Below are 21,621 nucleotides of genomic sequence, written 5' to 3'. Positions count from 1 at the left end.
GGCCGTGTTTCCTTAACTGCTCGATCCGCCAAAACTCTTACCCGATCCGCCCCAGCCGCTACGTGCGCTGGCCTGGCTGCCGAAGCCGCCACGGGAGGTGGACGATGCCACGGAAATCGGCTTGCTGGCCGAGCGGCTGATGGCGTCTCTGTAACTGCTGCCGGACTTTGCCTGATTGGATCGGGTAAAAGTCGAGCCCGTCGAAATACGCTGGCTGAGCGTTGAGGAGCCGTAGTCTCCCCGAGAATCACGGTAGCGGTAGACCGGTTGTGAGTAATAACTGTTGCGGTTGTTGCTCAGCATGTTGCCGATCAGCATTCCGGTCAGCAGGCTGCTGCCGGAGAACCCCGAGCCTCCAGTGTTTGCTTCAGAGGCGGGCAGTTGAGCCTTGGCGGCATCAACCTGGGTTTGTGTGACCTGGCCATCAGCAGTCAGCTCGAAACCGCCCAGCTTGGGCAGAAACTTGCCGGCGGAATCCTGCTGGCACCAGCCCACGACGAAGTCGGCGTCGCAATCGGCCTGGTTGTCGTACACCGGTGCTATTCGGCGGTGTTCGGCCATGGCGTTCATGTAGGCATCCGAGCAGATATCCACCGGGAGCTTTTCATCGGCGCACTGCTGAACGGACTGGAAGTTGTACTTCTTCTGTACTGCGTAGGTTTTTTCCGTTGGCCCGCAGCCGGATATCGCCATTGCGACCGACGCGGCCAGCGAGAGCTGAACGTACTTGCTTCGTTTCATCGGAATCTCCGTGGCGCGATCAGTTCTGGGAAGGGGTCATGCACGCGGCGTTCAACATGCCGACGCTGATGGCCACGGCTGCGACATAGATGCCCGCAGCGATTTCACCTTTGCGGATGCGTTCGGAGGTGCCTTTGAGCACCAGGCTGGTCATCAGGAATGCCAGCAGTTGCACGAACGCGGCGATCACCGCCCAAACGACGAAGTCCAGAATGCTGATGGAGTAGGCAATCACGTTGCTGGCCGGAATGGCGAAACCGATGATGGCGCCCCCCAGAGCAATCGCGGCGGCCACGTTGCCCGAACGGATCAGTTCGAACTCCTTGTGCGGTGTGATTCGGGTGTAGATGAACTGGAACAGCGCGAACAGCAAAGCCGCGCCGAGGATGTAGGAGACAAATCCGAGCACGGCGGCCTTGTTCAGGGAAATGGAGAGCGCATCAAGCATGGACATGTTCCTTTTAAAGAGTGTTCAGGTCGGTGGTGTACAGCGAGATGCCCAGCGAAGTGCTCAAACTGATAGTGCCTTCGAGGTCTTCCTCGACAGAAAACAGCAGAAACTCCCGGCGATCCGTCAGGCCGGTTTCGCGGGCGTACAGCATCGAGCGGTGCGAGATGCTGTACGCCTCATCCGGGTTTTTCAGCTGTTCAGTCAGGGCTACCAGTTCTGTTTGTCCGTTCTCGGTGCCCCATTCACGCGTGTATTCGACACCGTTTTGGTGGTAGCTCGGTAGCCCGATCAGGCTCTGCGGGCCGGCGAGGCGACGTAGCTCGGCTTCGCTGCTGATGGTCACGTAACTGAGGTAATTGAACAGAATGACCGACTCGACCTGGCCGTCAATGTCGCCAGTGGTATGCACTTGCAGCCAGTAGTCTTCGTCGTTCATGTAATAGCGCGACAGCCAAGTCGACTGCCCGAGTTCAATCGTGCCGACGCTCCATATTTGTTGAGAGCCGGGGATGGTCACGCTGGTTTTTTCGTCGAGCAACAAACGCAGGGTGGTATCGAACATCACACCTTTGCCCATGGCCAGACCGAGTGGACCGATAACCGGTGCAATGTCGTTGCCTTTGGCTTGCGGGGCCTCAAGGCCCATCAACTGTTTAAACCATCCCATGAGAGAGTTCCTTGGGGCGAATGGAGGCGATGCCGGAGTGTTCACTGAAGAGGGCGCACTGGCGTTCTATTTTCAGCGCGCGCTCGGCATTGCACCTCAAGGGCGAGGTGGCAATACGCAATAAAAAGAAAATAGACATGTTGTCCCTGATTCCTTGGGGGCTCTCATTCCTGGCGACTAACCGCCCTGGCCGATGAGTGCTCAAGTGGGGTTACCGGGCGGCATTAAACCTGCTGCGCGGCGCAGAGAAAAGCACTTTGGCTGCAATAAATCCGGCGAACGCACCCGCGATATGTCCTTCGAAGGAAATGCCCTGGCGAGGAAGGAAGCCAAAAATCAGGCCGCCATAAAGCGCGGCCACCCCACCGGCCATGATCAGGTTGCCCCAGCTTCTTTGGAACCAGGCGCGCGACAGAATGTACGCCCACAGCCCGAACACCCAACCGCTCGCACCGACGTGCGCGCCGGAAAAACCGAACAGCCAGACCAGCGCACCGCCCAGCAGAATGATGATGGCGCTAACGGCCAGGAACCGGTTAAGTCCTTCGATAATGACCAGCGTACCGAGGATCAAAAAGGCAATCAGGTTAGCGCTCAGGTGTGCAAAGGAGGCATGCAAAAAGGGCGAGGTAATAATCCCTGGCAATCCGTGCAAGGTTCTCGGTACCAGGCTGAAGGCGATAAGGCTGTAGCCAGTCGCCGCATTGACCAGTTGCACTGCGACCATGAAGATCGCCACGCCTGCGATTGTTTTGAAACCTTTCAGGGTATCCATCCTTGCCCTCGACTCGACAACAAAGAAGGGCAATCAATGCCCTTCCTGTTGCGCTATTGCCCTGGTTTGTTACTCGGCCGATTTTTTCTTCAGGCGATCCAGGATCGCGTTGGCGCTGCCCTGGTCCGGTGTGATGCCGGCTTCGCGAAGCTTGCGCTCCAGGTCGTTACCGGTCGACGCTTCGGCCAGTTCGTCCTGGGCCTCCAGTTCGGCGGCGCGTTGCTGTTGCTTGGCTTGCAGGCGGTTCAGCGTACCGACGGCGGTTTCCAGCTTGCCGTTGGCGCCCCCACTGGCAATCGAAGCGCTGACCTGTGCTTTCTGCACGCTTTCGCGGGCCTTGGCCATGTCCACTTGCTGGCGCAGGCTTTTGATGCGGCTTTCGGCTTTGGTGATGTCTTTGCGCATGTTGTCAGCGTAACCGCCGAATTCGGTGGCCTGCTTTTGCTCGACATCGAGTTCGTTGGTCAGGGTCGAAATGGCTTCGGCCACTTCCATTGCCAAGTCTTCACGGTTGGCCTGGATCGCGGCCATGGCCTTGGACTCCAGGTCCTTGATCTTGGCGTTGTACTCGCTGACCCGGTCGGCCGAGAGTTTGTGCTTCGCCATAATGGTGACCAGCTCACGCTTGGCGTTGGCGAGTGCGCTGTCTGCGTCACGAATTTCCTGGTCGAGGATGCGCAGGGCCTGTTGATCGACGATCGATTCGCCGACTTCGTTGGCACCGCCGCGCAGCGCGGTGAACAATTTGCTCCAGATGGACTGAGTCATTGGATATTCCCTATTCCCGAATAATTAATTGAAGAAACGTTCAAAGGCTTCGCTCGCGCGCTGCACGTTGTCGACCAGGGTTTTGACCTCGGTCACGACGTTGGTCAGGCTGGAGTCGGAACTCAGCGAGCCAAACATGTTGTACACAATTTGCCCGTTGGGCATGGACTCGATCCCGATCGAGGACAGCGGGAACATTTCACGACTGCGCAGCACCGCGTCATTGAAGGCTGGCACGTCGTTGATGGACTCGACGTCGACCAGAACGGTGTCAACGATGATCTGCTCGCCAACCACTGCGATGTAAATCGGCAAGCCACCGAAATCGTTCATTTCCAGCTTGATGCTGGACTCGGAGCCTTGAACGAGGGAGAGGGTGATGTCATTCGAGACCACTTCATCCAGAGCCTGAAGTGCGCTGCTGAGGCGATCGATGTTCCAGTTAGTACCTGCGCTCATGTAATTCTCCGACATGAATGAGCCAGCCAGGATCGGTTGGCGTAGCTGTTTCTCCATCTGCTTGAGCAGGCTTCGATTTTCAGGAAGCACCCAAGTCTCGTGTTTCACATAACCGGCGGCCCCCAGGCCCGCGCGCATCTGCTTCATGTAAAAGCTCGATGGTTTTTTCGCGGACGGTTTCGAGCGCTCTTCCTTTTGGTGTGTTGTATCGGTCGCGGGCGCGACAGGCGTACCCATTGGAGAGCTGCTTTTCATGGTGCTGATCCCGTTGTGAAAACTCACGCGTGAGAAACCTTACAGGCAATTTTTTAAGCTCTCAATAGCTCACGCGTGAGATTTTTCATCGCGCGCAATAACAAAGGCCCGCAGCGCCAAAACGCTACGGGCCTATTGTTTGTCTAGTTGTTTCGCGAGCTGAAAATGGGCCGGTGGGCTGTGGATTAATCGCCGCTGCGCAGGAATTCGTCAGCCGAGATCACGCTGGCATACGCGAAACCCAGGGACGACATGAACGCGGCGTGGACATGGGCCGCGGGTACGGTGAGGCCGTTGAATTCCAGATCACGGGTCGCGCAGGCGTCGTGGATCACCGTGACGGTGTAGCCGAGGTCGGCCGCATGACGGGTGATGCCATCGATACACATATGGCTCATGCTGCCGACAATCACCAGGTGCTCAATGTGTTGCTGGTCGAGCATTGCCTTCAATTCGGTTTCGCGAAACGCGTTGACGAAGTGTTTGAGCACCACGGGCTCGTCGGCTTGGTTGAGGACTTTGCGGTGCAGTTTCGCGCCTTCTGAGCCCGGGGTGAAAAACGGCGCGTCGGCGGAGGTGAACTCATGACGGATGTGCAGCACCGCATCACCCGCTTGGCGAAACGCCTGGATGATCCGTTCTGCGTTGTCTGCGGCGGCATCGGCGCCGACCAAGGGCCACTTGCCGTGGGGGAAGTAGTCATTCTGGATATCGACTACGATGAGCGCTTGCTTGGCCATGGGTGTTTCCTCTACGTGCAGATGGAAGTGGCCTCCAGTATCGGGTTCGGCGGGCTGTCCGAGGATTGGCTGCACCGACAATAGAAGGGGGAAAACTGACAATGGACGCACAAAGGGCCGTCGCTGAGTTGGGAGTGTTGATCTATCCCGGCGCGCAGATGGCTGCGGTGCATGGGCTGACGGATTTGTTCGCCGTTGCCAACCGCATCGCCACCGAGCATCAAACGGCACAATTGCCGTTGCTGCGGGTCAGCCATTGGCGGGTTGATGGCGATCAGGCACCTGAGCGGGTGTATGACAGTCATCCGGGGTCGGACAGCGTCTTGGTGGCGGTCATGATCCCGCCGTCGATTGCCGGTTTTTCCGAGGGCCAGGCACCACAGGGGTTGATTCGCTGGCTTCGTCAGCAGCACGCTCAAGGTGCGATCCTCGGCGGGGTCTGTGTGGGTTCTATTCTGCTCGCCGAAAGTGGCCTGCTCGATGGCCGCAGCGCCACCACTCATTGGTCCTCGGCGAAGGCCTTTGCCGAGCGTTATCCGGCCATTAAACTCAAGGCCGATACGCCCATCGTCGACGATGGTGACCTGATTACCACCGCTGGGCTGATGGCGTGGTCCGAGCTGGGCTTGCGCATGGTCAACCGTCTATTGGGGCCAAGCCTCGCTACGCTCACCGCGCGTTTTTTGGTGGTGGAACACAGCGACAGTGCGAGCCAGTGCGGTAGCCATTTTTCGCCGATCCTGAGCCATGGCGACGCCTCGATTCTCAAAACCCAGCATTGGCTGCAAAGCACCGGGGCGACAGAGGTTTCATTGGCTGTTATGGCGCAGCAGGCCGGGCTGGAGGAACGTACCTTCCTGCGCCGATTCCGGGCCGCGACCGGGCTCAAGCCTACCGAGTATTGCCAGCACCTGAGGGTTGGCAAGGCGCGGGAAATGCTTGAGTTCACCAATGGCACCATTGATCACATTGCCTGGACCGTTGGCTACCAGGACCCCAGTGCGTTTCGCGCCATGTTCAAGAAAATTACCGGTCTGTCGCCCAATGATTACCGGACAAGGTTTGGCGTGACAGCGCCTGCAAGTGTGGCGCGCTAACGCGCGTTCAGCGCCGAACCAATAGAGGCGCAAACGTGCTCGCGCAGCGAATGTTTGCACGCGTTATCTCGCGCTAAACCGAACTTGCCCGTCATTTATCAATCAGTTCCTTACAGACCCTTCTGAAGGAGCTCGGCGTGTTGTTCAAGTTCAAGATCGCGAGACTAATGGGCATGCTGCTGGTTCTGAGCAGTGCCGGACTGCAAGCTGCCACGCTGCCGGGTGTTCCCGCCTCAGCCACTGCCCAGGCACCGGCCAAGCCTGAACCGCTGGTTCAGGGCGGTCTGCTCGGGGCCATCAGTACCAGCATTGACGACGTGCAAGACAAACTCGACCTCAATGAAAACCTGGTAGACGCCTGGCGCCTGCGGGCCGACCGTGCGGCAGATGAAGTCGACAAACTGGTTAATCAGCCATCGTCGCGCTCTACCTGGAGCGTGGCGGGCGATTTTCTGCTGCTGTCCGGCGTCTGGCTGGGCACGTTTGTTGTGTTGACGGTACTGGGTGGTCTCTTCGGTAAGCGTTTGATTCAGGGGCGCTGGCTGCGCACCCGGCAACGCAGTCAGGACCTGATTGGCTACGTGCTGCCTTACACGCTGCCCGCCCTGATTTGCCTGCCGCTGACCCTTTATGCCAGCCATTTCTTGCAAGCTTCGGTGGGGCGTGCGTTGGCGTTGTGCTTTGCCTACGCGACCAGCAGCGGCATTTTCTCGACCTCGATGTTGCTGTGCGTGATTGTCATGTTCAACACCGGACACAAGCGCGCGGCGGTGCGGATCATCCGTGATTACGGGCCCAGGCCGCTGTTCCTGATCGGTTTCCTCGCCGCGCTGAGTGATGCATTGACCAGCCCTCAGATCGCTCGGCAACTGGGCGGCAACATCACCAGCAGCGTCGCGGTATTCACCGGTCTGTTGGCCTCGATCATCTTCGGTTACGTGGTGATCCGCTTGCGTCGTCCGGTGGCGCACCTGATCCGTAATCGTCCCTTGGCCCCGCGCCTCAAACAGCCTTCGTTGCAAGAGTCACTGCGCATATTTTCCGGTCTGTGGTATTGGCCGATTCTGTTGATGGTGCTGGTCTCGGCGATCAACCTGATCGGTGTCGGCGAGGACAACCAGAAGGCGTTGCGTTGTGCGCTGTTGACCACGGTGCTGTTGATCGCGACGGTGTTTCTCAGCACGATTTTCCAGCACGTGTTCAAGTCCCGAAAAGCCGAAGCGATCCAGCGTAGCAGTGCTTACAAGGAACGCTTCCTGAGTTTGCTGCACGCATTGCTGCGAATCGTCATGGCCGTGGCGTTCATTGAAATACTCGGGCGGATCTGGGGCATTTCACTGTTTGAGTTCGCCGAACAAAACTCAGTCGGGCGGGCGATCAGTGATTCGCTGAGCCGTATCGGGTTGATCTTGTTGGTGACCTGGTTGTTCTGGGTCGTGCTCGACACCGCGATTCAGGAAGCGCTGAAACCGCCGCTCAACAAGCGTTCGGCGCGCCAACCGAGTACACGGGTGAAAACCATCCTGCCGTTGCTGCGCAACGCCGTCAAAATCATCCTGGTGGTGATCTGCGCGATTACCACGATGGCCAACTTGGGGATCAACGTCGCGCCGCTGCTGGCCGGTGCCGGGGTGGTCGGCCTGGCCATCGGTTTCGGTTCGCAGCAACTGGTGCAGGACGTGATTACCGGGCTGTTCATCATCATCGAAGACACCCTGTCGATTGGTGATTGGGTGGTGCTCGATTCCGGCCATGCCGGGACCGTCGAAGGCTTGACCATCCGGACTTTGCGACTGCGCGACGGCAAGGGGTTTGTGCATTCGGTGCCGTTCGGGCAGATCAAAGCCGTGACCAATCAATCGCGGCAGTTCGCCTACGCCTTCTTCTCGGTGCAATTCACTTACGACACAGACGTGGACAAGGCCATCGAACTGATCCGCGAGGCCGGTGACTCGATCCGTGACGATGCGTTTCTCAAGTACAACCTGCAAGGCCCGCTGGATGTCTTTGGGGTGGACAAAATGGACCTTAACGGCGTGGTGCTCACGGCGCAGTTCCGCACCGTGTCAGGCGGGCAATACGCCGTGAGTCGCGCGTTTAACCAGCGCTTGAAAAAGCTGGTGGATAACAGCCCGTGGGTACATTTTGCGCAAACTTATCCACAGCAGGTTTTATTGCCCACGCGTGCGGTCGATGAAAGCGACGGCCCGGCACCGCAGCCTTCGCCGGTGTTGCTGCCAGACCCGCCGCGGACTCAATAGTGCGCACCTCCTCTCAAGAGATCCGTGTCGTACACCCTTCAAATGGCGCCCGTGCCTGCTCGCCAAGGGGCGAGTAGCTGCACCCTAAATTCCGGCAACTACACTTTACGGATGACGGTTGCGCTCTAAACCCGCAAAATGCAACGATTCCGGCATCTCTCGACGACACCGCCTGCGAGCGCTGTCGATAAAGCCATTGTTTCAATCAGACTGGGCCTGCTGACTCTATGCGAATGCGCCTTATGTTACTGGGCGGCGGAAATGCCCTTGGGCAAGCGCTGATTCGCCTTGGTGCGGAGGAAGACATCGGTTTCCTCGCTCCCCGTCCACCACAAGACGGCTGGGACGCCGCGAGCCTGACGCAACTGCTCGACGACACCCGCCCGGACGCGCTCATCAACCTTGCCTACTATTTCGACTGGTTTCAGGCGGAGAACGTGAATGAGGCTCGGCTGACCGGGCAGGAACGATCGGTCGAACGTCTTGCCGAACTGTGCCAGCACCACAACATTGTTCTGGTGCAGCCGTCGAGCTATCGCGTGTTCGATGGCTCACGAGCCACCGCTTACAGCGAAAAGGATGAGCCGGTGCCTCTGGGCCTGCGCGGTCAAGCGCTGTGGCGGATCGAGCAAAGCGTGCGCGCCACCTGCCCGCAACACGTGCTGCTGCGTTTCGGCTGGCTGCTCGATGATAGCCCTGACGGCGCGCTCGGACGTTTCCTCGCTCGCGCGCTAGTGCCTGAAGAACTCCTAATGGCCGACGATCGACGGGGTAACCCGACACCGGTGGAAGACGCTGCCCGGGTGATCATCTCGGTGCTCAAACAACTCGATTGCGCGGCGCCGCTCTGGGGCACTTACCATTACGCCGGACATGAGGCGACCACGCCGCTGGCATTGGGACAGGCGATTCTCAACGAAGCACGCAACCTACACGAGCTTGCGATCGAAGCGCCGACGGCCCAGGCTCACGCGGCAAGGCCCGATGCCGCTGAAGAGCCGCAACACGCGGTGCTTGCCTGCAAGAAAATTCTGCACACTTTCGGGATCAAACCGCGTGCCTGGCGCGCGGCGCTCCCGGGCTTACTGGATAGGTTTTATCGTCATGGCTGAAGGCCCTGTTTTAATCACCGGCGGCGCCGGTTTCATAGGCTCGCACCTTACGGAAGCCTTGCTCGCCACGGGTCACTCGGTGCGGATCCTCGATGATCTGTCCACCGGTAAACGCAGCAACCTGCCGCTGGACAATCCCCAGGTTGAACTGATTGTCGGCGATGTGGCTGATGCCGCCCTGGTCCACCGGTCGATGATCGGTTGCAGCGCGGTAGCACACCTGGCCGCCGTGGCGTCGGTGCAGGCGTCGGTGGACGACCCGGTGAAGACGCACCAGAGCAACTTCATCGGCTCGTTGAACGTCTGCGAAGCCATGCGTCAGGCCGGCGTCAAGCGGGTGTTATTCGCCTCCAGCGCCGCGGTGTATGGCAACAACGGCGAAGGCGAGTCGATTGACGAAGACACCGCCAAAGCACCACTGACGCCCTACGCGTCGGACAAACTGGCCGGTGAATACTACTTTGACTTCTACCGCCGCCAGCATGGTCTGGAGCCGGTGGTGTTCCGCTTCTTCAACATCTTCGGCCCGCGCCAGGATCCGTCCTCGCCGTACTCTGGGGTGATCAGCATTTTCAGCGAGCGTGCGCGCAAAGGCCTGCCTATCACCGTGTTCGGGGATGGCGAGCAGACACGCGACTTCGTTTACGTCGAGGACTTGGTGGACTTGCTGGTGCAGGCGATCGATAAACCGCAGATTGAAGTGGGCGCGGTCAACGTTGGTTGGAACCAAGCCACAACGCTCAAGCAGATGCTGGCAGCCTTGGGCGAAGTGGTGGGTGAGTTACCGCCCGTGAGCTACGGCCCGGCGCGTTCTGGTGATATTCGTCACTCGCGAGCCAACAACCGCCGTTTACTGGAGCGGTTTACCTACCCGCAGCAGACGCCGATGAGCGTTGGTCTGGCGCGGTTGCTGGGTCGCTGAGTCTTTCGCAGCCATGAAAAAGGCGCCTGTTGAGGCGCCTTGTTCATTCCGGATTTTTGTTGCCCGGTTGGACGTCTTCGCGAGCCTGCTCGTGAAGGGGCCTTAGAACTTGTAGCCGAGCCCGACCATGTACACGAACGGATCGACATCCACGTTAACCCTGGCCCGAGTGCCCGGTGCTACGGCGTCGTTTTCCACAGTGGCGCGGGTATTGATGTCGATGTAACGCATCTGGGCGTTGAGCATGATGTTGTCGGTGATCATGTAGTCGGCACCGACCTGGAATGCCATGCCCCAGGAGTTTTTCGCCTTGAAGTTGCTGAAGCCGTTGGCTTGAGCTTCGTTACTCAGTTTTTCGTCGTAGATCCAAGTGTAGTTAATGCCAGCACCGACATACGGTTGGAACGCGGACTTATTGTCGAGCGGGTAGTAGACCACGCTCAGGGTCGGCGGCAGATGTTTGAGAGTGCCGAGCTTACCGTTGGCCGCGCCCAGTGCGGTGCCTTTGAGGCTCACGTCATGTTCGAACGGGGAGGCGGCGAGCAGCTCGATGCCGATATTGTTGGTGAGCATGTAGGCGAAGTTCAGGCCCAGCTGCGTGTCGCTGTCCATGGTGGCCTTGCCACCCAGGTTGGTGCCTGCCAATGGACCTTGATCGACCTTGACGCTGGAACTGCTGGCTTTCGGGTTGACGGTGATCGCACCGGCACGAACGATGATATCGCCGGCGTCGAAGGCGTGGGCGAGCGGAGCTGTGAGCGCTAGGGCAAACAGCGAAGCGCTGAGCAAGGACTTGTTCATGGGGGCTCCAAAGGACGTTGAAAATGTTCGATGTCCAATGGTACGAAGCCATCTGATACGGTCTTTTGATTCAGCTCAATGAAACAGTGATGTGGCCATTAATAGGGGAACCTTTGCCCGCGAGGCCGATTGACCCGACAACACGGGACTGCCGGATTCACTCCGGCAGTTCGTACACATAAATTTTGTCGGCATTCATCTGATAGCCGGCATCCGCCAACTCGCTGCTGGACGCTTTGACCTGCAACGAACCCTCGATCCAGTAAGGCTGATACAGCTCATCAAGCTTCACACCGACTTTACTTTTCACATGCACGATCTGGTTCGATGGCGGCGGCGGTACGTGGATGCAGGCGCCGAAATACGGCACCAACAGAAACTCCGTGGTACGGCCTTCTTCACTCACTTCCAGCGGCACGATGTAACCCGGCAAGCGGATGTGCTGGCCATCAAGGTTTTTCACCACCGGCGCATCGGGCAGATCCTGTTTAGCCGCTGGCGCTGACTCAAGCGCGCTGCCCATCTGCGACAAGTCATGCAGCGGCTTCATGTTTGGCACTTCGGCCGGAGCGTCTGGCGGGATCATTTCCTGCCAGGTCAAATCCTTTGGCTCGGCCGCCCACAGCGGCAGGGCGACTAGCATCAATAGCGCGAGCAGAGCGCGGGGCATCTTTAACGTCCTCATAAACGGATCGATAGGCCATCAGCCAATGATTGGCGATATGCGCGCCAAGCCGGCACGCAGCCCATCAGCAGGGCCGCGATCAGGATGCCGGCGAGCAGCGTCCATTCATATTCGCTTGGCCAGGACAGCGGCAAATACAAGCCGTAATTGGCCTGCACGTAACCCTGAGCGGCCGCGATGCCGATGTAAAGCAGGGCCACGCCGGCAATCACTCCCGACAGCGCGAGGGCAAACGCTTCCAGAATCAGCAAAGTCGCAATGTGCCACGGCCGGGCACCCACTGACCGCAGAATCGCCATCTCGCGCCGTCGTTCATTGAGGCTGGTGAGAATGGCCGTGAGCATACCAATCAGCCCGGTTAGCACGACGAACAGCGAAACCACGAACAGGGCTTTTTCAGCGGTGCTCATCAAACTCCACAGCTCTTGCAACGCTACGCCCGGCAGGATCGCCAGCATCGGTTCGCCACGGAATTCGTTGATCTCACGCTGCACGGCGAAGGTCGAAATCTTGCTGTTGAGGCCGAGCATGAACGCGGTGATCGCTTGCGGCGTCAGGTCCATATTGCGCGCCTGATCAGCGCTGATCCGGCCTTTGCCCTGTGCGGGCACGCCGTTGTGCCAGTCGATGTGGATCGCTTCCATGCCGCCGAGGCTGATGTGCAACGTGCGATCGACCGGCGTGCCGGTGCGTTTGAGAATGCCGACCACGGTGAACGGCTTATCGTCGTGCTTGACCAGGCTGATCACCGCCACGCCGTGGGCCAGCACCAGTTTGTCGCCGAGTGTGTAGTGCAACGCATCCGCCACTTCGGCGCCGAGCACCACTTCAAACGGGTCGGTGGCGAAGGCCCGGCCGTTGGCGATTTCCAGGTGTTGTTGATGACCGTACTGGTAATGCTCGAAGTACGCCTCGGTGGTGCCCATCACCCGATAACCGCGATGGGAATCGCCAAGGGACATCGGGATCGCCCACTTCACTTTCGGGTCGTTGGCGAAGTGTTCGAAGCTGTCCCAACGGATGTTGTTGGTGGCGTTGCCGATGCGAAACACCGAATACAGCAGCAGGTTTACTGAGCCGGAACGGGCGCCAACGATCAAATCGGTGCCGCTGATGGTGCTGGCGAAACTGGCCTTGGCTTCGGTGCGCACCCGTTCAACGGCCAATAACAGGCAGACCGACAGCGCAATCGCGAATGCTGTGAGGATCGCGGTGAAGCGGCGGTTGGCCAGACTGGCCAGCGCTAGACGAAACAAATACATCTCAGACCTCGAACGGGGTAGCGGCACGATTGAGTTCGGCCAGCGACAGGTTGCGATCAAACAGCGGCGCCAGGCTCTGGTCGTGGCTGACGAACAACAGGCTCGACCCGGCTTCGCGGCATTCGGCGAACAGCAGGCGGATGAAGTTTTCGCGTGCGTCGTAGTCCAGGGCTGACGTGGGTTCGTCGGCGATCACCAGTTCCGGTTGACCGATCAACGCGCGGGCGGCGGCGACCCGTTGCTGCTGGCCGATGGACAAGGAGTCGGCGCGGCGGCTGAGCAGGTTTTGATCTTTGAGGCCCAAGTGAGCGAGCAGGGTCGCGGCGGCTTGATCAACGCTCCCGTGGCGCTGTATCGCCCGCTCGGCGCGCAGTTTGGAAAAGTGGCAGGGCAGCTCCACGTTCTCGCGCACCGAGAGAAACGGCAGCAAGTTGAATTGCTGAAAGATGTAGCCGGTGTGATCGACCCGAAACCGATCGCGAGCCCCGGCAGACAGTTCAGTCAGCTCCTGGCCAAGTAGGCGGATGCTGCCGCGTTCGGGTTTTTGTACGCCGCCAAGCAAGCCAAGCAGCGTGGTCTTGCCACTGCCGCTGGGGCCTTTGAGAAACAGGGTTTCGCCAGGCTCCAGGCGAAACGCCGGGATGTCCAGTAGTGGCGGGTGACCGGGCCAGTTGAAGCCCAGGTCGGACAGTTCGATAAGTGCTTGGGTCATGTGAAACCGGTCAGGTAAAGAGGTGAACCCTGTGGGAGCGCGCCGTCAGCCTCAACATCAATGTTGACGGTCAGAGCGCTTTCGCCAGCAGGCGCGCTCGCACAGTGGCGTTGCCATAGGTCAGAAGTTCAGGGCAGCAGCCTTGGCCGTCACTTCAACCCCTTGCTGGCCGCTCGGGCTGATCAGTTGTACCTGAATTTTCTGGGTCGCCGGGAAGGTATTGAAGATCGTTGCCAGGTCCAGGGTCTTCAGTGCGCCCGGTGCCGAGCAACTGAATTGATAATGGGCGTGGATTTCGCTGTGCTCGTGGTGGTGGGGTTGGCCGTTAGCTTCCTTGGCGTCTTCGTCGTGGTCATCGTCTTCGTCGGCATCCGCCGCCGGTTTGTCGCCGAACAGCGGGCTTTCCAGTTGCTGCGTCGCGACGACGCAACCAGCGGCTTTGGGCAGGTTGAACAGCACCAATGGGTTTTCCAGTCGGGCACGGGCAGCGGCGACTTTGGCCTTGTCGGCGTCGGTGCTGGCGGCGTGCTCGAAACCCACCAGGTTCATCGCCGGGCTGTCCAGTTCCAGCTCCAGGGTTTGACCGTCGAGCGCTGCGTTCAGGCGACCGACGCCATGCTCGTGGGCGCCAAGGCTGCCGTGCTCATGATCGTGATCGTGAGCATGTTCGTCGGCAGCGTGGGCGATGGCCAGCGGCAACAGGGCAAACGGCAGAGCGAGAAGCAGGCGGCGCATGGCAATTCTCCGGGAAGTAAAGTGAATGGTTTGTTATGTGATCTTATAACGAAAGTGCCGAGAGTTTGACCGTCTGCTTGGCGTTGCACAAGAGCCATGGGAGCATGCAGGCCAGAAATGTGCAGGAGCAGACCCATGTTGCGAATACGCGGAAGCATCGGCGACTGGCCGGTGGATTTGACCCTCGAGATGGATGACGGTGACTGGGCACGGCTCGGCGCGCAGTTGCACGTCAGCAAAACCGAAGAAGTCAGCGCCCCGGTGGCCAAGCCACTGAATCAGGATGAAGCGCTATGGCTGATCGCCAAAGACCTGTTGCGCAAGGCCGGGCAATTGAGCGGTCCGGATTTGCTGGAGCAATTGGAAGGCCTGACCGGCAGCGCGGCGTCGGGCAAACGCTTGCTGGTGCGCTTACGCCATTGTGCGGACGTGAAAGTGGTGAGCGGCGGGGATACACCGCTCTACAGTTGGATCGAGGTCGCTTAGTACAGCGCCGCAAACAATTTACGACGGTACGCGGCGACCAGCGGGTGATCATTGCCCAGCAGTTCGAACACTTGCAGCAAGGTCTTGTGCGGCAAGCCTTCGCTGTAGCTGCGGTTGCGGATGAACAACTTCAGCAGCGACTCCAGCGCCGGTTCGTATTGCTGGCGGGCCAGTTGCTGAATCGCCAGTTGATACACCGCTTCATCGTCCTGTGGATCTTTCGCCAGGCGCGCTTTCAGGTCGGCGGCATCCGGCAAATCCTTGGCCTGGCCGAGGAATTGAATCTGCGCCTTGGCACCGGCCAGGGCCGCCTTGTGCTGGTCGGTCTTGACCGCGTCGAGCACGCTTTGCGCTTCGCCCAACTCACCACGTTCAGTCAGGCAACGGGCATACAGGATCAGCGCTTTGGCGTTGGTGTTGTCTTCGCCCCGCAGCACTTTGAGAATGGCTTCGGCGTCGGCGAAACGGCCTTCATCGAACAAAGCCTGAGCCTGTTCGAACGGATCGGCAGCTGCCGGCGGCGGCATTTGCACGTGAGGTTCAAGCATCGCGCGCACGGCGGACTCCGGTTGCGCACCGGCAAAACCATCCACCGGTTGACCGTCCTTGAACAACACCACCGTTGGCAGGCTCTGAATGCCGAAACGCGCGACGATGTCTGATTCGGCTTCGCAATCGACCTTGGCCAGCAGCAGCTCGCCCTGATAACTCTGGGCGACGGTTTGCAGCATCGGCATCATCGCTTTGCACGGCGCACACCATTCGGCCCAGAAATCCACCAGCACCGGTTTGTGGAAAGAGTTAGCAATCACCGACTGCTCGAAATCGGCAGTTGTGGCGTCGAAGATGTACGGCGTTTCCTGACTCATGGGGGATCTCTTGAAAGCGTGAATGGGGCCACTATAAGGCTTGGCGGGGTGCCGCCGGAAGCGGTAGCGCAGATCGTTCCCACGCGCAGCGTGGTAGCGGTCATGGGCGAGTGGCATGGTAAAGGCTCACATGCCGAAACTCTTCGGGCTCGGCCAGATCGGGCAAGGTCATCGCCTCGAGCATCTCGATACGCCGGTACAGCGGATGCCGAAAATCCCGAACCCGCGAATCCGCCACCAGTGCTTCCCGGCCACGACTCAAAAACTCATCGAACAACGGCAGGTTCGCCCGGTCATACAGCACATCCGCGACCAGAATCAGATCAAACCGATCGTCCTCGGCAAAGAAGTCCGTCGAGTAATTGAGGTGAACGTCATTGAGTTGAGCATTCGCCCGACATGCGGTAATGGCCAGCGGGTCGAGGTCGCAAGCCACCACTTCCACTGCGCCGGCCTTCATGGCGGCTATTGCGGCGACCCCGGAACCGGCGCCGAAATCCAGCACGCGCTTACCTTTGACCCACTCCGGAAAAGCCGTCAGATAACGTGCCACCGCCAGCCCACTGGCCCAGCAGAAACTCCAGTACGGCGGGTCATGCAGAATCCGCCGGGTTTCTTCAGGGTTGAAGGCTCGGTCCATGTTGTCGCCGTCGATCAGCCACAGCTTGAGGTCAGTTCCCGGTAAGTCACGTGCAATCAACTGCGCATCACCGAGCAATTCACTTAACGGCTGTTGCAGGCCGAGCGGTGCATTCATGGCGCTTTGACAAATTGCAGCTGGCCCATCGCCTGGGTAGTCGGTTGTGCGATGCGTTGCGGCGGCAGGTGCAGAATCAACTGCCCCGATTGAGTGGCGCGGCCACGCAGTTCAACGCGTGCGCCTGCCGGGAAGGACTCCGGATTGAAGCGCAGGCGAAATGGCAAGGCTTGATTGGTGCCGATCAGGCTGGAACTGGCCAGCAGTTGTTGCGGCCGGCCTTTTTCGTCAATCACCAACATTGCCAGTTCGACTTCGGCGCCGGTCGGAACGCCTTGCATCGTGCCGCTCAACTCACGCTGATACGCGGGCAGTGGGCCAAGGTTAGCCGACTCGCGGGCTTTTTTTACCGCCTCTTGCGGTGCCGGGCCTGGCGCTGGAGGTTGGGGCTTGGGCGCACCGCTGCCGCAGGCCACCAATAGGCTGAAAAGACTGAGCAATACGAGCGGTCTGAGTGACATTTGCGGCTCCAGCAAGGTGAAATCCATAGATCAGGACACTAGCCCGTCTATATACCGTAAACCCTATGGCTTGTCTTGCCACCGGGATGCGCTACCATGGCCCTCCCTTTTTTTGTTGCCTGCCACCATGCACTGTCCCTTCTGCGGTGCCAACGACACCAAGGTCATCGACTCGCGTCTGGTCGCCGAGGGCGAACAGGTGCGCCGCCGGCGTGAATGCCTGGCCTGCGGCGAACGTTTTACAACGTTCGAGACCGCCGAACTGGTGTTGCCGCGCCTGATCAAAACTGACGGTAGCCGTCAGCCGTTCGACGAAGAAAAACTGCGTGCCGGCATGCAGCGAGCGCTGGAAAAGCGCCCGGTGAGTGTCGAGCGCCTGGAGTCGTCGCTGGTACACATCAAGCACAAACTGCGCGCCACCGGCGAACGTGAGGTCAAATCACTCGTGGTCGGTGAACTGGTGATGGCCGAGCTGCAAAAGCTCGACGAAGTCGCCTACATTCGTTTCGCCTCCGTGTATCGGCGCTTTCAGGACCTCAACGAGTTCCGTGAAGAGATCGATCGCCTGGCCCGTGAGCCGGTGAAAGAATGATCCCCTCCCCAGAACAAGCCATCCTCGACGCGCACTACATGGCCCGTGCCCTGGAACTGGCGCGTAAAGGTCACTACACGACGCACCCCAATCCGAGGGTCGGCTGCGTGATCGTGCGTGACGGGCAGATCGTCGGCGAAGGCTGGCATGTGCGCACCGGTGAACCTCATGCCGAAGTCCATGCCTTGCGTGCGGCCGGGGAATTGGCTCGGGGCGCCACGGCGTATGTGACCCTCGAACCTTGCAGCCACCACGGCCATACGCCGCCCTGTGCCGATGCGCTGGTGAATGCCGGTGTCGCCCGCGTGGTTGCCGCCATGCAGGACCCGAACCCGTCGGTGGCCGGTCGCGGCATGGCGCGTCTGGCCCAAGCCGGTATTACCACTGCAAGCGGTGTGCTGGAAGGCGAGGCGCGCCTGCTCAACCAAGGTTTCCTCAAGCGCATGGAGCACGGCTTGCCGTTCGTGCGCGTCAAACTGGCCATGAGCCTGGATGGCCGCACGGCGATGGACAGCGGCGAAAGCCAGTGGATCACCGGCCCGGCGGCGCGCTCGGCGGTGCAGCGGCTGCGTGCTCAGGCCAGTGTGGTACTGACCGGCGCCGATACGGTGCTGGCAGACAACGCGCGCTTGACCGTGCGCGCCGACGAGTTAGGCCTGGACCCCGAGCAAACAGCGCTCATCATGAGTCGTCCGCCGCTGCGGGTGCTGATTGACGGCCGTTTGCGAGTGCCGCTGGATGCGCCGTTTTTCAAGGCCGGCCCGGTGTTGGTTGCGACCTGCATGGCTGTCGAAGAGCAATACGCCAACGGCCCGGAATGCTTGATCGTGGCCGGTGATGATGGCGTGGTCGACCTGCGCAAACTGCTGGTCGAACTCGCCCATCGTGGGGTCAACGAGGTACTGGTCGAGGCCGGTCCTCGCTTGGCTGGGGCGTTTGCCCAACAAGGTCTGGTGGATGAGTTTCAGATTTTCATCGCCGGCAAGTTTTTAGGCTCGTCTGCGCGCCCCTTGTTGGACTGGCCGCTGGCGCACATGAAAGACGCGCCCGAACTCAAAATCACTGAAATTCGCGCGGTTGGCGATGACTGGCGAGTCATCGCCATACCTGTGCCAGCAGCGAGCGTATAATTCCCGGCTTGCGCCAAGCGACAGCCCTGTTCTCGAGGAGGACTTCATGTTTACCGGCATCATCGAATCCATCGGCAGTATTCGTGCATTGACCCCAAAAGGCGGAGATGTGCGGGTCTATGTAGACACCGGCAAGCTCGACCTGAGCGACGTCAAACTGGGCGACAGCATCGCGGTCAACGGCGTGTGCCTGACCGCCGTTGAGTTGCCTGGCAACGGCTTTGCGGCAGACGTCAGTCGCGAAACCCTCGACTGCACCGCCATGAATGACCTCAAAAGCGGTAGCCCGGTCAACCTGGAAAAAGCCCTGACCCCGACCACGCGTCTGGGTGGGCACCTGGTCAGCGGTCACGTTGATGGCGTGGGCGAAGTGGTTGCCCGTTCCGAAAATGCCCGCGCGGTGGAGTTTCGCATCCGCGCGCCGAAAGACCTCGCCAAGTACATCGCCCATAAAGGCTCAGTCACCGTCGACGGCACCAGCCTGACCGTGAACGCGGTCGATGGCGCTGAATTCATGCTGACGATCATTCCGCACACCCTGAGCGAAACCATCATGGCGTCCTACCAGCCAGGTCGCCGGGTGAACCTCGAAGTTGACTTGCTGGCACGTTACCTGGAGCGCCTGTTGCTGGGCGATAAGGCCGCAGAGCCAACGTCCGGGAACATCACCGAAAGCTTTCTGGCCGCTAATGGCTACCTCAAATCCTGACCCAAGGGGGTGCCTTGTGGCGCTCAATAGCATCGAAGAACTGGTTGAAGATATCCGCCAAGGCAAGATGGTCATCCTCATGGATGACGAAGATCGCGAGAACGAAGGTGATCTGATCATGGCCGCCGAATGCTGCCAGCCGGAACACATCAACTTCATGGCCAAGCACGCCCGTGGCCTGATTTGCATGCCCATGAGCCGCGAACGCTGCGAACTGCTGAAGCTGCCCTTGATGGCGCCGCGCAACGGTTCCGGTTTCGGCACCAAGTTCACCGTGTCCATTGAAGCCGCTGAAGGCGTGACCACCGGTATTTCTGCTGCTGACCGCGCTCGCACCGTGCAAGCGGCTGCCGCCAAGGACGCCAAAGCAGAAGACATCGTCAGCCCAGGCCACATCTTCCCGCTGATGGCCCAGGCCGGCGGCACGTTGGCCCGCGCCGGTCACACCGAAGCAGCGTGCGACCTTGCACGCATGGCCGGTTTCGAGCCGAGCGGCGTGATCTGCGAAGTGATGAACGACGACGGCACCATGTCCCGTCGCACGGAACTTGAAGCGTTTGCCGCCCAACACAACATCAAGATCGGCACTATTGCCGACCTGATTCACTACCGGATGATCCACGAACGTACCGTTCAGCGGATTGCCGAGCAGCCGCTGGACAGCGAACTGGGCCAATTCAACCTGGTGACCTATCGCGATTCCGTGGAGGGCGACGTACACATGGCGTTGACCCTGGGCACTGTGTGCGCAGAAGAACCGACCCTGGTTCGTGTACACAACATGGACCCGCTGCGCGACCTGCTGATGGTCAAGCAACCGGGCCGCTGGAGCCTGCGTGCCGCCATGGCCAAGGTCGCCGAGGCGGGTAGCGGCGTGGTGCTGTTGCTCGGTCACCCGCTCGACGGCGACGTCTTGTTGGCGCACATCCGTGAAACCACGGAGCAATTACCCGTGAAAAAGCCGACCACTTACAGCATCGTCGGTGCCGGTTCGCAGATCCTTCGCGACCTCGGTGTGCGCAAAATGCGCCTGATGAGTGCGCCGATGAAATTTAATGCGATATCCGGTTTCGATCTGGAAGTTGTAGAATACGTGCCCTCCGAATAATGACCGGTTGTTTCCAGTCCTTGATTCGCGGTTAACACATCACTGAGGGATGCGTAGAAAACGCATCCCGGCTCTTTAAGAGATCTAACGAATGACCCTGAAGACCATCGAAGGTACCTTCATCGCCCCCAAAGGCCGCTACGCTCTGGTAGTGGGCCGCTTCAACAGCTTCGTTGTTGAAAGTCTGGTCAGCGGTGCAGTTGATGCCCTGGTTCGCCATGGCGTGAGCGAAAGCGACATCACCATCATCCGTGCGCCTGGCGCCTTCGAAATCCCGCTGGTTGCGCAGAAAGTCGCTCAGAAGGGCGAATACGCGGCAATTATCGCCCTGGGCGCGGTCATTCGTGGCGGTACTCCGCACTTCGAATACGTGGCGGGCGAATGCACCAAGGGCTTGGCCCAGGTGTCCATGGAGTTTGGCGTACCGGTCGCTTTCGGCGTACTGACCGTTGATTCCATCGAGCAAGCCATCGAACGTTCCGGCACCAAGGCCGGCAACAAAGGTGCTGAAGCTGCCTTGTCCGCTCTGGAAATGGTCAGCCTGCTGGCGCAGTTGGAGGCCAAGTGATTAGCGACGAAAGTGATCGTTTCAACCCGCGCGATCCAAAGCCAGCGGATGCCGGCAAGCCATCGAAAAGCGTCAAGCGTCGCGAAGCCCGTCAGCTAGCGACTCAAGCGCTGTACCAATGGCACATGGCCAAGCAGTCGCTGAACGAGATCGAAGCGCAGTTCCGGGTCGATAACGATTTCAGTGATGTCGATGCGGCGTACTTCCACGACATCCTGCACGGTGTTCCGGCCCACAAGCCTGAGATCGATGCGGTGCTGAGCCCGTGCCTGGACATCACCATTGAAGAGCTTGATCCGGTTGAACTGGCCGTTCTGCGCCTGTCCACCTGGGAACTGCTCAAGCGGGTCGATGTGCCGTACCGCGTTGTGATCAACGAAGGTATCGAGCTGGCCAAAGTCTTCGGTTCCACCGACGGCCACAAGTTCGTCAACGGTGTGCTCGACAAGCTGGCCCCGCGTCTGCGTGAAGCTGAGGTGAAGGCGTTCAAGCGCTGAG

The 21,621-nt window shown here is 59.7% G+C and carries 27 protein-coding genes; 11 read left to right on the top strand and 16 right to left on the bottom strand.

What is annotated here, in order from left to right; genetic code table 11:
- Positions 1-12: 12 nt before the first annotated feature.
- The 8 genes from RHM68_RS22420 to RHM68_RS22385 all read right to left on the bottom strand — a co-directional run bounded on the left by RHM68_RS22420 (position 13) and on the right by RHM68_RS22385 (position 4,856).
- A complete protein-coding gene (locus RHM68_RS22420; protein WP_322219188.1) occupies positions 13-741 on the bottom strand; it encodes a DUF1190 domain-containing protein in 729 nt (242 codons plus the stop codon).
- 19 nt (positions 742-760) lie between these two features.
- Positions 761-1,189 (bottom strand): DUF350 domain-containing protein, encoded by a 429-nt coding sequence (locus tag RHM68_RS22415; protein WP_322219187.1) that lies wholly within the window; start codon positions 1,187-1,189, stop codon positions 761-763.
- 13 nt (positions 1,190-1,202) lie between these two features.
- Positions 1,203-1,859: a DUF2491 family protein gene (locus RHM68_RS22410; protein ID WP_322219186.1), complete on the bottom strand. Its 657-nt coding sequence runs from the start codon at positions 1,857-1,859 to the stop codon at positions 1,203-1,205.
- On the bottom strand, positions 1,846-1,998 hold the full coding sequence (locus tag RHM68_RS22405) for a hypothetical protein (RefSeq protein ID WP_322219185.1): 153 nt from the start codon (positions 1,996-1,998) through the stop codon (positions 1,846-1,848). The genes RHM68_RS22410 and RHM68_RS22405 overlap by 14 nt, the downstream gene beginning before the upstream one ends.
- Positions 1,999-2,070: 72 nt before the next feature.
- Complete coding sequence (locus RHM68_RS22400; RefSeq protein ID WP_322219184.1) at positions 2,071-2,634, bottom strand: rhomboid family intramembrane serine protease; 564 nt, start codon at positions 2,632-2,634, stop codon at positions 2,071-2,073.
- A gap of 69 nt (positions 2,635-2,703) precedes the next feature.
- Positions 2,704-3,402, bottom strand: a complete 699-nt coding sequence (locus RHM68_RS22395; protein ID WP_322219183.1) for a PspA/IM30 family protein — start codon at positions 3,400-3,402, stop codon at positions 2,704-2,706.
- A 24-nt stretch (positions 3,403-3,426) separates the two neighbouring features.
- Entirely contained in the window at positions 3,427-4,008 is a 582-nt protein-coding gene (locus RHM68_RS22390) for a YjfI family protein (protein ID WP_322219182.1), read from the bottom strand.
- Positions 4,009-4,301: 293 nt separating this feature from the next.
- Positions 4,302-4,856, bottom strand: coding sequence for a cysteine hydrolase family protein (locus RHM68_RS22385; RefSeq protein WP_322219181.1), 555 nt, complete (start codon positions 4,854-4,856; stop codon positions 4,302-4,304).
- A 101-nt stretch (positions 4,857-4,957) separates the two neighbouring features.
- Here RHM68_RS22385 and RHM68_RS22380 point away from each other — a divergent pair, with 101 nt between their 5' ends.
- The 4 genes from RHM68_RS22380 (at position 4,958) to RHM68_RS22365 (ending at position 10,248) form a co-directional block, all read left to right on the top strand.
- On the top strand, positions 4,958-5,953 hold the full coding sequence (locus RHM68_RS22380; RefSeq protein ID WP_322219180.1) for a GlxA family transcriptional regulator: 996 nt from the start codon (positions 4,958-4,960) through the stop codon (positions 5,951-5,953).
- A gap of 140 nt (positions 5,954-6,093) precedes the next feature.
- Positions 6,094-8,214: a mechanosensitive ion channel family protein gene (locus RHM68_RS22375; protein ID WP_322223907.1), complete on the top strand. Its 2,121-nt coding sequence runs from the start codon at positions 6,094-6,096 to the stop codon at positions 8,212-8,214.
- Positions 8,215-8,441: 227 nt separating this feature from the next.
- On the top strand, positions 8,442-9,326 hold the full coding sequence (locus RHM68_RS22370; protein WP_322219179.1) for a sugar nucleotide-binding protein: 885 nt from the start codon (positions 8,442-8,444) through the stop codon (positions 9,324-9,326).
- Positions 9,319-10,248, top strand: coding sequence for an NAD-dependent epimerase/dehydratase family protein (locus RHM68_RS22365; RefSeq protein WP_322219178.1), 930 nt, complete (start codon positions 9,319-9,321; stop codon positions 10,246-10,248). Before RHM68_RS22370 ends, RHM68_RS22365 begins: the two co-directional genes overlap by 8 nt.
- A gap of 102 nt (positions 10,249-10,350) precedes the next feature.
- On the opposite strand, the gene RHM68_RS22360 is transcribed toward RHM68_RS22365, so the two are convergent.
- The 5 genes from RHM68_RS22360 to RHM68_RS22340 form a co-directional block, all read right to left on the bottom strand.
- Positions 10,351-11,049, bottom strand: coding sequence for an OmpW/AlkL family protein (locus RHM68_RS22360; protein WP_322219177.1), 699 nt, complete (start codon positions 11,047-11,049; stop codon positions 10,351-10,353).
- 157 nt (positions 11,050-11,206) lie between these two features.
- Positions 11,207-11,719, bottom strand: coding sequence for a DUF3299 domain-containing protein (locus RHM68_RS22355; protein ID WP_322219176.1), 513 nt, complete (start codon positions 11,717-11,719; stop codon positions 11,207-11,209).
- Between the two features lie 11 nt (positions 11,720-11,730).
- Positions 11,731-12,996, bottom strand: a complete 1,266-nt coding sequence (locus tag RHM68_RS22350) for an ABC transporter permease (RefSeq protein WP_322219175.1) — start codon at positions 12,994-12,996, stop codon at positions 11,731-11,733.
- Between the two features lies 1 nt (position 12,997).
- Complete coding sequence (locus RHM68_RS22345) at positions 12,998-13,708, bottom strand: ABC transporter ATP-binding protein (protein WP_322219174.1); 711 nt, start codon at positions 13,706-13,708, stop codon at positions 12,998-13,000.
- A 120-nt stretch (positions 13,709-13,828) separates the two neighbouring features.
- The gene (locus RHM68_RS22340; protein ID WP_322219173.1) at positions 13,829-14,443 is read right to left on the bottom strand and encodes a DUF2796 domain-containing protein; all 615 of its coding nucleotides are present in this window, start codon (positions 14,441-14,443) and stop codon (positions 13,829-13,831) included.
- 135 nt (positions 14,444-14,578) lie between these two features.
- Here RHM68_RS22340 and RHM68_RS22335 point away from each other — a divergent pair, with 135 nt between their 5' ends.
- On the top strand, positions 14,579-14,929 hold the full coding sequence (locus tag RHM68_RS22335; RefSeq protein WP_322219172.1) for a hypothetical protein: 351 nt from the start codon (positions 14,579-14,581) through the stop codon (positions 14,927-14,929).
- Here RHM68_RS22335 and trxA read toward each other — a convergent pair.
- From trxA to RHM68_RS22320, 3 genes are all read right to left on the bottom strand, one after another.
- Positions 14,926-15,798: a thioredoxin gene (trxA, locus tag RHM68_RS22330; protein ID WP_322219171.1), complete on the bottom strand. Its 873-nt coding sequence runs from the start codon at positions 15,796-15,798 to the stop codon at positions 14,926-14,928. The two genes, RHM68_RS22335 and trxA, sit on opposite strands and share 4 nt — an antisense overlap.
- Positions 15,799-15,898: 100 nt before the next feature.
- A complete protein-coding gene (locus RHM68_RS22325) occupies positions 15,899-16,555 on the bottom strand; it encodes a class I SAM-dependent methyltransferase (RefSeq protein ID WP_322219170.1) in 657 nt (218 codons plus the stop codon).
- Positions 16,552-17,016: a hypothetical protein gene (locus RHM68_RS22320; protein ID WP_322219169.1), complete on the bottom strand. Its 465-nt coding sequence runs from the start codon at positions 17,014-17,016 to the stop codon at positions 16,552-16,554. The genes RHM68_RS22325 and RHM68_RS22320 overlap by 4 nt, the downstream gene beginning before the upstream one ends.
- Before the next feature lie 127 nt (positions 17,017-17,143).
- Between RHM68_RS22320 and nrdR the strand changes: the two genes are divergently transcribed.
- The 6 genes from nrdR to nusB all read left to right on the top strand — a co-directional run bounded on the left by nrdR (position 17,144) and on the right by nusB (position 21,620).
- A complete protein-coding gene (gene nrdR / locus RHM68_RS22315) occupies positions 17,144-17,608 on the top strand; it encodes a transcriptional regulator NrdR (RefSeq protein WP_003228656.1) in 465 nt (154 codons plus the stop codon).
- Positions 17,605-18,738 carry a bifunctional diaminohydroxyphosphoribosylaminopyrimidine deaminase/5-amino-6-(5-phosphoribosylamino)uracil reductase RibD gene (gene ribD / locus RHM68_RS22310; protein WP_322219168.1) on the top strand — a complete coding sequence of 378 codons (1,134 nt, stop codon included), beginning with the start codon at positions 17,605-17,607 and terminating at the stop codon, positions 18,736-18,738. Before nrdR ends, ribD begins: the two co-directional genes overlap by 4 nt.
- 46 nt (positions 18,739-18,784) lie before the next feature.
- Positions 18,785-19,447 carry a riboflavin synthase gene (locus RHM68_RS22305; protein WP_322219167.1) on the top strand — a complete coding sequence of 221 codons (663 nt, stop codon included), beginning with the start codon at positions 18,785-18,787 and terminating at the stop codon, positions 19,445-19,447.
- A gap of 16 nt (positions 19,448-19,463) precedes the next feature.
- Positions 19,464-20,555, top strand: coding sequence for a bifunctional 3,4-dihydroxy-2-butanone-4-phosphate synthase/GTP cyclohydrolase II (ribBA, locus tag RHM68_RS22300; protein WP_322219166.1), 1,092 nt, complete (start codon positions 19,464-19,466; stop codon positions 20,553-20,555).
- 91 nt (positions 20,556-20,646) lie between these two features.
- Positions 20,647-21,123, top strand: a complete 477-nt coding sequence (ribE, locus tag RHM68_RS22295; protein WP_003185938.1) for a 6,7-dimethyl-8-ribityllumazine synthase — start codon at positions 20,647-20,649, stop codon at positions 21,121-21,123.
- Entirely contained in the window at positions 21,120-21,620 is a 501-nt protein-coding gene (gene nusB / locus RHM68_RS22290; protein ID WP_322219165.1) for a transcription antitermination factor NusB, read from the top strand. Before ribE ends, nusB begins: the two co-directional genes overlap by 4 nt.
- Position 21,621 lies beyond the last annotated feature (1 nt).

Origin of the sequence: Pseudomonas sp. DC1.2 (assembly GCF_034351645.1) — a bacterium.
Lineage (GTDB): Bacteria > Pseudomonadota > Gammaproteobacteria > Pseudomonadales > Pseudomonadaceae > Aquipseudomonas.
Note: the sequence above shows the minus strand (reverse complement) of the source record. Positions and strands in the feature narration are given on the sequence as shown.